Genomic DNA, 9,235 nt, shown 5'->3' with positions numbered 1-9,235 from the left:
CTCGGCCGACTCGGCGGCGAAGATGATCAGACCGCCGGAGCGGTCGGCGAACGGGCCTCCCTGGTAGCCGTCCAAGTGCAGTTCCCGCCAGTAGGCGGCGTGATCGGGCGCGACCCGGCGGACGCGGTCGGGGTCATCGGTCATGAAGTAGACGTACGCGAACCGCATGGTGTGGCCTTTGTCTTTGGGGCGTGTGGTACATGTCGATCATGGTGCCGCCGGCTCGAACGTAGGGCGGTCAGCCCGGTCTACAGATCAGTGGGCGATCGAGGTTGTGTGTCTCAGGGTGGCGGTGGAGCCGTCGCACGGAGCTCGCGTTCGGCGTCGGCCTTGGCCAGTCGGAGGGTTGCGTGGCGGATGACAGGATCCCCGGTGACGTCAGCGCCCAGTAGCGGCGGAACCGGCGGCGGGCGAGGTCGTCGGACGTCGCCACGCGGGTGCGGGTGACAAACCGGCTCCGGTCCGGGGCGAGCGACTGGGCCGACAGGGTCCAGGCGATCTTGGCGTACCCGGATCATGATGATGTCGCCGGTGCTGGCCACGAGGTCGTAGATTATCCGTGTTGACCATCAGGGCGCACCGCATCGTCCACGACGCACCCACCGCACATACCCGGCCGGCAGGCCACACGCGGCCGCGGCGGCGCGCCACCTCCCCCGTCGCGGCATCGCGTGCGCCGCCACGCTGGTCGTCGCCCGCCGACCCGTCACGGGCCGCGGTCAGCGGCGACATCGTCACCCTGGAACGACGGCATCGACCACAGAAACGTCGTGCCGACACGCCACCGCCGCCGCCACCACGGTCCGTATCCGTGCCGTCCCCCACCTCTTGCTACGTCGCTTCCGAGCGGGTCGCGTAATCCGCCCACGGTGGTGTGTCGCCGGTCGGTGTCCAGCGGGTCCCGTTCGGTGAAGGTCGCGTACCGACAGCCGATCGACCAGGGGAACGGCCCCAGCGTCAACGGTCCCGACGGGTCCTCGCGCTCCGGGTCGTTCGGCACTGTCGGGGGTGGCTGAGCAATGGACACTCGATCAGAGCATCGACGACGTCGAGCTCCCGGCTCTGCTGGGGGTCGGTGCGGAGGAGGTGACCGACGTCGCAACCCGGCAGCGGACTCATCTTGACGACGTCTGGAGGAGCCATGAACACGACCGCATCCGCTCCGGCGACCTCGCGCACACCGCCGGTGGCCCGTGTCCCTCGTTCGTTGTCGTCGGGGTACCTGCTGGTGCTCAGCGTGCTCGTCGGGATCGCGGCCGTCTATGGGCTGGTCAGCGATGATGCGTATCGGCTGGTGCGCCCCCTGACGCGCGCGACGTGGCGCGCGCAGGACGCGGTAACGTTGGTGACGCTTCCGGTGCTGGTCGTGGCGGGCCGTCGCGCTGTCGCGGGATCGTTTCGTGCGCATGTGACGGCGGTGGGAATGCTGACGTGGCTGACGTACGGCTACGCGCATCTGGCCATCGGCACGCCGTTCAACCCGGTGTTCCTGGTGTACGTGGCAGTGTTTGGGATGGCGGGGTTCGCCATGCTCGACGGGTTGGTGCGCGTCGACGTGCGGTCGGAGGCGACGGCCTTCGCCGGTGTGCCGTACCCGGCCGCGTCGTGGTTCCTGCTCGTCGCTGGCCTCGGGATCGCAGGGCTGTGGCTGAGCGACATCGTGCCGGGAACGTTCGGTGGTGCGCCCAGGGAACTCCACCTGTCCGAGCTGCCCAACCCGACCTGGGTTCTCGATCTGGCGTGGATCATCCCGCTGTCGTTCGGCGCCGCCTGGATGACTCGACGGCGCCATCCCGCCGCCCCACTGGTGGCCGGCAGCCTGCTGGTCATGCTGCTGATCCTGTCCGTGTCGATGCTGACGATCGCACCGTTCGCACTCGAGGCGGGGCTGGGCGGCGACCCGGCGGTCCGGGCGCAGCTTGTCGTGTTCAGTGTCCTGTTCAGTGTGCTGGGGGGGTTCGAGGGATGGCTGCTGGCCACGGCGGGCCGCCGTATGGGGCGCGTCGGCGCGTGGCGCACCCAAAGCTGGTGGGCCACCCCAGGATCGCCATGACGCGACGGATCGGGATCGTGCCCTCCGTCCTCGACCGTAGCCTCTGGACGGCATTGAGTGGCGATGGAGAGGGGTGACGCCGATGTGGCGCGTGCCGTTCATCGCGTTCCTGTTCGCACACGGGGCGGTCCATGCGATCTGGGCCACGCCCGCGCCCGACGACGCCACCGCACCGTTCGGCGCGGCGCACTCCTGGCTGCTCGGCGAGCAGCGGGGCGTGGCCACCTCGTGGGCCGTCACCGCGGCCGGGCTGCTGGTCGCGTCCGGGATCGGGCTGTGGCTCGGCGTGGGGTGGTGGCGGCCGGTCGCGGTGGCCGGGTTGGCGGTGTCGTTCGCGTTGATGGTCGTGTACTTCCACCCCTGGTTCACATTCATCGAGGTGGTCAACGCCGCGCTCATCGTGGCCATCGTCTGGTTGGACTGGCCACCGCGGCGATGGTCGGCGCCTGACCAGGTTGTCGACCAGCGCACCACCGACCGACGGCGACGACGACGGCTGGAAGCCCGCCATGACGCCGGGCATTCTGCGACGGCAGGAGTGACCGGTGAACGGCCTAGACGTGCGCGAGTCCGGGACGCCAGGGTCGCCGGCGATCGTGTTCCTGCATGGTGTCGGCACCAGCGGCGCCATGTGGGCGCCGCACATTGCGGGCCTGGCCAGCCACCACTGTCTGGCGCCGGACCTGCCCGGCTTCGGTCGCAGCAACCGACTGCCGTGGACCTCACGCACCGACGTCGCCGACCAGATCGCCGCGCTGATCGAGGCCCGCATTCCGTCGGGGCGGGCGCATGTGGTTGGCCTGTCACTGGGCGGCGCGGTGGCGCATACGCTGCTCGCGCGGCGCGCCGACCTGCTCGACCGGGTGGTGATCGACGGGTGCGGGGCGCTGCCGTGGCGGGGCACCCTGGTGCTCAAAGCCGCCGTGGCGGCGGTGTCGCCGGTCCTGCACACCCGCCCCGTGATCGCGGCGATCGGCGGCGCGTTGGCCCTGGACGAGGCCACCCGAGCCGATCTGCGGGCGGCATCACGCCGAGCGTTCCGCCGCGGGTTCGCCGACGCCAACGACATCGTGATCTCACGCGACGAGATCACCGCGGAATGCGCCACGTTGCTCGTCGCCGGCGAACACGAGACCAGACCGCCGGTGCGCGCGTCCAATGCCGCCCTGGCCGCGCTGCTGCCCAACGCCACCGCCCGCTACGCGCCGGGTGTCGGGCACGGCTGGATTGGCCAGCAACAAGACCTGCACCTACGGATGGTCACCGCGTGGGTTGAAGACGGCGACCTGCCGTCGGAGCTGCGACCTGAGACCATCCCATGGGATCCTGCTGCCGTCCAGCGTCTGCTCGACTACCAGGACGCCCCGCCACGCACCGGGTAACCAGATGAGATGACGCGGCGGCTCCGCCGCGTCAGGACTACCGGCAAGCGTCCAAGTGCGCGAGCGCACCGTCGGCCACCAACCCTCAACCACGACATCCACGACGCGGCGTCGATCGCGGCGTGGGCGCTCAGGAAGGTCGCGGGGCGCGGCGGTGCTGCGACGGGACGTTCGTCTGGGACGGGAGGACCATCGCCCCCGCACGCTGCGGTTCGAGGGCCGAGCACGGTGTCCGGATCGGGTGAGAGTGCAGCTGAGGTGTGGGGGTCATGCGCGTGTCGACGGTCGATGTTGCCAGTCAGAACGTGCCGACCGTGTGCGATGCGGCGCCGTCGGGACGACACGGTGGTCGCGTGGGGGCCGTCCGTTGCCGGTCGGTTCACCGTCGTTGCCAGCTGTCGTGGTGATCGGCGCGGCCGTGGGACGGACTTGGTGGCCGCTGAGCCGTACCTGGTGTCGCCGTGTGTCCGCGCGACGCTGCCGGATGTGGCGTGCGGGCAGGACCTGCTGACGTTGGCGATGATCGCCGCGGCGGCGACGGCGAATGCCGCGTTCATCCGCGTCGGGCTGTGGGAGACCAGCGCCTATGCGTGATGTGCGCGGTCACGCTGCCCAAGTCGTTGCTGGTCGCCGACGGGTTACCGGCACGTCAGTGGGTGCAGCAGCGGTCGCTGCGGCAGCTGCACGTCTCCGGTGAGGAGCTGAGCGGGCGCAGGTCTTGCTCAGCGTGTTGCTGCTGGCGGGCGCGGCCGGTATGGAGGCGTACGTCTCATGACACGCAGGTCGCCGACGCGAGGTCGCAACGAGCATGGTACGCGACGCGGCGCCCAGGTGGTGCCTACTCAACCTGCTGCTGGGGTAGCCTGCTCCGTGGTCAGGTCGACACCGCCCGGGTGGCTGGTGCTGTTCAACGTGCCGCTCACGGCTACCGGTGATGTTGCAGCGGTACGACCACGTCACGCTTCGAGCTCGTTTCGAACAGGCTCGACGCGACGAGCTGCGATCGGACGCCAGACCCTCGTGCTCACTGTCTGGGTCAGCCTGCCATGACCTCGCTCAGCCCCGGGTCAACGAGCATCTCTGGCGGGCGCGTGGGGCCCACCTGACTTGGGAGGTGGATCGCCCCGGCTGCAGGGTGAGCAGTGCGACTGGGATTCCCATGAACGCGAGAGCGGCGGCTGTCCGAGGGCTCGCGGGTACGCCTCCGCGAGCACTGCCCCCTCGAGGCTGCTGGCACCGGCAAGGCCGGCCATTGCGGGCAGCACGATGATGGCGAGCAGGCTGGCGAGCTGCGCCATGGCGTTGTTCACTCCGGACGCGATCCCTTGGTGCTCATCGTCCAGTGCGCTCATCGTCGCGGCGGCCAGCGGGGCGGTGAAGGTCGCCATCCCGATCGCGAAGACCGCGGTTGGGGCAAGCACGCCCCAGGGGATCGTCGTGCTGGCGTGGATGGTGCTCAGCAGCCACAGACCGGCTGTGTAGGTCACGAGGCCGGCGACGATGACCGGGCGCCCGCCAGTGCGGCTGGCGGCCGCCCCGGACACGGGTGAGCCGGCCATCATGATGATGTAGATGGGGGTGAGCAGGAGCCCGGCGGCGAGTGGGCGCACGCCCAAGGTCGTTTGAAGGGTCACGGCCAGGAAGAACACCGCGCCCCAGCAGGTCATGGCGCCGAGCAACCAGATGACATTGGCGCCGACGAACTGGCGGCGCCGGAAGAACGCGAGCGGCACCAGCGGGTCTGCAGCGCGCCGCTCGACCGTGATGAACCAGGCTCCGGCGGCGACGCTGACGGCCGCAGCGGCTGTGACCAGCATGGCCGGGTATCGGGCGGGTCCGAGGATGAGCGCTCATGCCAGAAAGTGCCATGAGCGCCGCCAGGCTGCCGAGCAGATCGGGACGCCGTCCCGTGGCACGGCGTGTCTCACCAAGCCGCCTTGTGATCACCAGAGCGGCCAGGGGCAGCACGAGGGGTGCGACGAACAGCCAGCGCCACGACAGCCAGTCGATGAGCGCGCCGCTGATGAACGGTCCCAGCGCCGGAACGGCGGCAGTCAGCGCGATGAACGCACCGACCGCTCGGTCGCGGCGGTCCCCGGGATTGGCGGACGTGACCAGTGCCAGTCCGGCAGCAAGGAGCACGGCCGCTGCGACGCCCTGCAACGCACGACCCGCGATGAGCAGGCCAACGTCGAAGGCGGTCGCGCACACCATGGCGCCGACGCAGAACAAGGCCAAGCCGACGGTGAACACCCTGCGATGGCCGACGATGTCCCCCACCGATCCAGCGACGAGTACGAATGCGACGAGCGGGATGTAGTACGCGTTGAGGATCCACTGAACATCCGCGGCAGTCGCATCCAGGTCACGGGCGAGGGATGGAATGGCAGGTTGAGCATGGTGTCGCTCTGTAGGCCAACGCCGTGCCGAGCACGGCCGCGAGGAGCACGCGCCGCGAACGCGAGTCCGTCAGATCCTCAGGCATTGGCGCCCGCTGAACCTTGTCGACGTGCCCCACCACCGCCCGGCTCCTCCCTCGCCGTCCGGCATGCTACGGCGTTCGTGCGCGGCGGATCCCGCGGTGGATGGCGACCGCTGCCGCGCCGCCGGCAGAGAGCCCACGCGCCCACAGTCGCGGGTTCCGGGCGTCCGGCCGTTTCTCGAACGACATCCCGTTGACCAGCAGACGCATCGGCCGTTCGCCTTCGGGTCCGCCGCTGAACGCGACGCGCAGCGTGCCCAGGCCTGCCGCGGCGAAGTCGACGCGGAAGACGTACGGGTCCTCGGGGTCGTCAGGGTGCAGCAGGAAGCCGCTGCGCATCGGCGGCAGCGGTGTCATGGGCTGCAGCATCAGGTGGCCGCGGCGCACCCTGACCTCGATGCCGGCGCCGAACACCGCTCTGGTGAACAGGTTCGTGACAGGTCCGGGATCCGGCCCGTACCAGCCGCAGATCTCGCCCCACACCTCGGGGTGCTGCGGCAGATCCGCGCGGAGCGGGTCGTCCGGAAGGCCGAGCAGCCGGCGGAGCAGCGCGCTCGCCAGGGGTTGCGCCGCGCCCCGGCTGTCAAGACGGCCGGTGTTGGTGAGCACGACGACGCCGATGCCGTCGTCGGGCGCGAGTGATATCACCGACAGGAAGCCGGCCACCACCCCGTCGTGACCGACGCTGCGATGCCCGTCCTCGTCGCCGAGGAGGAAGCCCAGCCCCATGCCCGGCACCCGCGGATCGGGCTGGTAGTGCGGCTCGAACATGGAGGTCAGAGTCTCGGGCTTCAGGATCCGCCCGTGTGCAGCCGACCCGCCGGAGAGGAGCGCAGCGACGTAATGCGCGAGGTCGGACGTCGTGGAGTAGACACCGCCGGCAGCGACCAGCGGCACCTCCCGGAACCTGGCCGGCTTCAGGCCGTTCCGGGACAGTGCGTATCCCGTCGCGAGGCGGGCGCGCACCGATTCGGACCGGACGAGGTCGGTGTGCTCCATGCCCAACGGCGCGAAGACTCGGTCACGCAGGTACCGGTCGATCGGCTGTCCGGTCACGTCCTCGACGATCTGACCGAGCGTGGCGATCCCGTGGTCGCTGTACATCCACTTGGTGCCCGGTTCGACCTCCACGGGCAGGCCCTTGTGGTAGTAGTCGGCGAGCGACGACACCGGTCGCGCCGCGCTGACCCCGGAGCCGACGCCCGGCCGCAGCAGGTCCGACAGCCGCCGCCAGTAGCCGATCCCGGCCGTGTGGGTCAGCAGGTGCCGCACGGTGGGCGGGCTGACCCCTTTGGCCGGCGTCAGCCGAAAGGTGCGCAGGTACTCATCCGCGGGCGCGTCGAGATCGATCAGCCCCTGCTCGCACAGCTGCAGCACGGCGACCGCGGTCATGGTCTTCGTGACCGATCCGATGCGGAACACGGTGTCTCCCGTGACCGGCGCCTTCGAGCGGATGTCGGCGACACCGTGGCCCAGGAACCAGTCGAGCGTCCCGTCACGGACAACGCCGACGGCCACACCTGCCGACGGCCAGCGATTGAGGACCTCGACCACCGTCTGCCGAAGCGGCAGCTCATCCACGGCGGCCATGGGTCCGCCGCTCCTGATCTGCCGTACGACCGTGGTCCGCGGCCTCGCGACCGGCGCCCTGCTCGTCGAGCGGGAGGTGATCGGCGAAGGCCTCGACCTTCATCTGCCAGCCCTCCTCCAGCGGTCCCTTGAGCCCGGTGACCAGGACCTTGTCCTCGGCGACGTTGACCAGACCACCCCGCTGGAGGATCTCGTTCATGATGGGGCGGACCCGCTGCCACTTCGCCTGCTCCTCCTCGGTGGGGATCCTTCCCGTCTTGTTGTCCGGCTGCGGCGCCAGCTCGGTGGTGAGGATCGCGTACCGGGTGCCGGCAGGCAGTGTCACCTTCTTCAGGAAGCGCCGCATGCCGCCGATGGGCTTGCCCATGCGCCCGGGCGAACTGAACACGTACAGGTCGGCCGGTGCGAGCCGGTCGGGTCTCGTGTCGCGGATGTGATGGACGTTGACGGTGACGCCTTTGGCGGCCATGACCTTCCTGAACTCGTCGGCCACCATCACCCCGTTGCCGTACTTCGACGCGTGGACGTACCTGATGTTCATGACATGCCTCCTCGTGCGTCAACCGGGACGCGCGCCCGGGCAGCTTGCGCGTCCCGCAACTGCGTGAGTGACACGCCGATGCCGTAGGTGACGAACGTGCCCTCCGGGGCCACCTCGATGATCGCCGCGGACGACTGCCGCTCTTCTGGCAGCAGCGACCTCAGCTTGGTGAGCAGCGGGCGGACCTGCGGCGATCCCGCCGGGTGCACGACGGCCGTCGCGTGGAAGCTGATGGTTGCCGGCGGAATGGGCACGACGAGCGACAGGACCCCGCCGCGGCGCACCGGCGCGGTCACCGCGACGCGGCCGCTGACGGCGATGTGCCGTGCCTTCCAGCTGTCCGGATCGGTCGCGATGTACATCCGCCGCCCGAGCATCTTGTAGACGACACCGCTGGAGCGCGGGTCCCCCGACGGCGTCGCGTAGCTCAACACAGCGAACGACGCTTTCGCGATCTCGGCCCAGACCGCCTGACTAGTCAAACGAGACCCGACCGCTTCCTTCTCTCTCCTTGCTCTTGTCATGGCGGCACCTCCTTGCGCCGCCAGGCAGCGGCAACATTCCGCTCACTTTTGTGTGGGTCGATCGGCGTGATGATCCCGATGCGGTCCTCCACCTCCGCGGCGTCGAGGCACAGGTCCTCGCGGCGGCTCGACCTCCTCGACGACGTAGCCCGTGCTGTCGAGCGCGCTGGCTTGATCGTGAAGGGGACGCCGTGCAGCGGCGGCAGCCGGTGGTTCGCGACGATCTCGCGGTCGGCCGCTTTCGCCGCGTCGAGGGCCTGCTCGCCGAGGACGACGGTGACGGCGTTGACCGCGGGGTTGACCTCGTCGATGCGGTGCAGGTGTGCCTCGATGACCTCGTGGCTCGACGCCTGCCGCGCTCTGATGGCCTCGACCAGTTCGCTGGCGCTCAGGCGCCACAGGTCGGTGCCGGTCGGGACGCTCATCGCTGCCTCCCATCGGCTGGTGAGGCACGGCGGCGAACGGCGCTGGCTGCGCCGGCGACGGCCAGGGCCCCGGCCGCCCGCGTCGCCCACACCCTTGGGCGCGGTGCGGCGGGTCGCTTCTCGGCGGAGAGCGGGAGGACGCCGCCGAGGTGGACGCGGGTCGTCTCGGCGTCGCGGTCGAACACAACCTTCGTGGTGCCCAGGTCGTAGGTGTCCAGGTCGATCCGGAAGGCGTACG

Annotated in this window: 9 protein-coding genes; 3 read left to right on the top strand and 6 right to left on the bottom strand. The window is 70.0% G+C overall.

Features of this window, described 5'->3' with window-relative positions; genetic code table 11:
- Positions 1 to 1,141: 1,141 nt before the first annotated feature.
- The 3 genes from VK923_14035 to VK923_14025 all read left to right on the top strand — a co-directional run bounded on the left by VK923_14035 (position 1,142) and on the right by VK923_14025 (position 4,029).
- Positions 1,142 to 2,053 carry a hypothetical protein gene (locus tag VK923_14035; protein ID HSJ45796.1) on the top strand — a complete coding sequence of 304 codons (912 nt, stop codon included), beginning with the start codon at positions 1,142 to 1,144 and terminating at the stop codon, positions 2,051 to 2,053.
- A 545-nt stretch (positions 2,054 to 2,598) separates the two neighbouring features.
- Entirely contained in the window at positions 2,599 to 3,435 is an 837-nt protein-coding gene (locus tag VK923_14030; protein HSJ45795.1) for an alpha/beta hydrolase, read from the top strand.
- 432 nt (positions 3,436 to 3,867) lie between these two features.
- Entirely contained in the window at positions 3,868 to 4,029 is a 162-nt protein-coding gene (locus VK923_14025; GenBank protein HSJ45794.1) for a hypothetical protein, read from the top strand.
- Between the two features lie 473 nt (positions 4,030 to 4,502).
- Here the strand turns inward: VK923_14025 and VK923_14020 are convergent, their stop codons facing one another.
- The 6 genes from VK923_14020 to VK923_13995 form a co-directional block, all read right to left on the bottom strand.
- A complete protein-coding gene (locus VK923_14020; GenBank protein ID HSJ45793.1) occupies positions 4,503 to 5,252 on the bottom strand; it encodes an MFS transporter in 750 nt (249 codons plus the stop codon).
- A gap of 734 nt (positions 5,253 to 5,986) precedes the next feature.
- Positions 5,987 to 7,507: a serine hydrolase domain-containing protein gene (locus VK923_14015; GenBank protein HSJ45792.1), complete on the bottom strand. Its 1,521-nt coding sequence runs from the start codon at positions 7,505 to 7,507 to the stop codon at positions 5,987 to 5,989.
- Complete coding sequence (locus VK923_14010) at positions 7,491 to 8,048, bottom strand: hypothetical protein (GenBank protein HSJ45791.1); 558 nt, start codon at positions 8,046 to 8,048, stop codon at positions 7,491 to 7,493. The genes VK923_14015 and VK923_14010 overlap by 17 nt, the downstream gene beginning before the upstream one ends.
- Positions 8,045 to 8,572, bottom strand: a complete 528-nt coding sequence (locus tag VK923_14005) for a pyridoxamine 5'-phosphate oxidase family protein (protein HSJ45790.1) — start codon at positions 8,570 to 8,572, stop codon at positions 8,045 to 8,047. Before VK923_14005 ends, VK923_14010 begins: the two co-directional genes overlap by 4 nt.
- Complete coding sequence (locus tag VK923_14000; GenBank protein ID HSJ45789.1) at positions 8,569 to 8,997, bottom strand: amidase family protein; 429 nt, start codon at positions 8,995 to 8,997, stop codon at positions 8,569 to 8,571. Before VK923_14000 ends, VK923_14005 begins: the two co-directional genes overlap by 4 nt.
- Positions 8,994 to 9,235: hypothetical protein (locus VK923_13995; protein ID HSJ45788.1), on the bottom strand; the 242-nt coding region annotated here is incomplete at its 5' end. The genes VK923_14000 and VK923_13995, both read right to left, overlap by 4 nt.

The sequence above is a fragment of the Euzebyales bacterium genome, from assembly GCA_035461305.1.
Lineage (GTDB): Bacteria > Actinomycetota > Nitriliruptoria > Euzebyales > JAHELV01 > JAHELV01.
This window is presented reverse-complemented; position numbering and strand designations above follow the sequence as displayed.

What these genes read in the sequence shown, in the direction of transcription:
- VK923_14015 (HSJ45792.1), bottom strand. Translation starts at nt 7,507, where the DNA reads ATGGCCGCCGTGGATGAGCTGCCGCTTCGGCAGACGGTGGTCGAGGTC.
- VK923_14035 (HSJ45796.1), top strand. Translation starts at nt 1,142, where the DNA reads ATGAACACGACCGCATCCGCTCCGGCGACCTCGCGCACACCGCCGGTG.
- VK923_14010 (HSJ45791.1), bottom strand. Translation starts at nt 8,048, where the DNA reads ATGAACATCAGGTACGTCCACGCGTCGAAGTACGGCAACGGGGTGATG.
- VK923_14020 (HSJ45793.1), bottom strand. Translation starts at nt 5,252, where the DNA reads ATGCTGGTCACAGCCGCTGCGGCCGTCAGCGTCGCCGCCGGAGCCTGG.
- VK923_14000 (HSJ45789.1), bottom strand. Translation starts at nt 8,997, where the DNA reads ATGAGCGTCCCGACCGGCACCGACCTGTGGCGCCTGAGCGCCAGCGAA.
- VK923_14005 (HSJ45790.1), bottom strand. Translation starts at nt 8,572, where the DNA reads ATGACAAGAGCAAGGAGAGAGAAGGAAGCGGTCGGGTCTCGTTTGACT.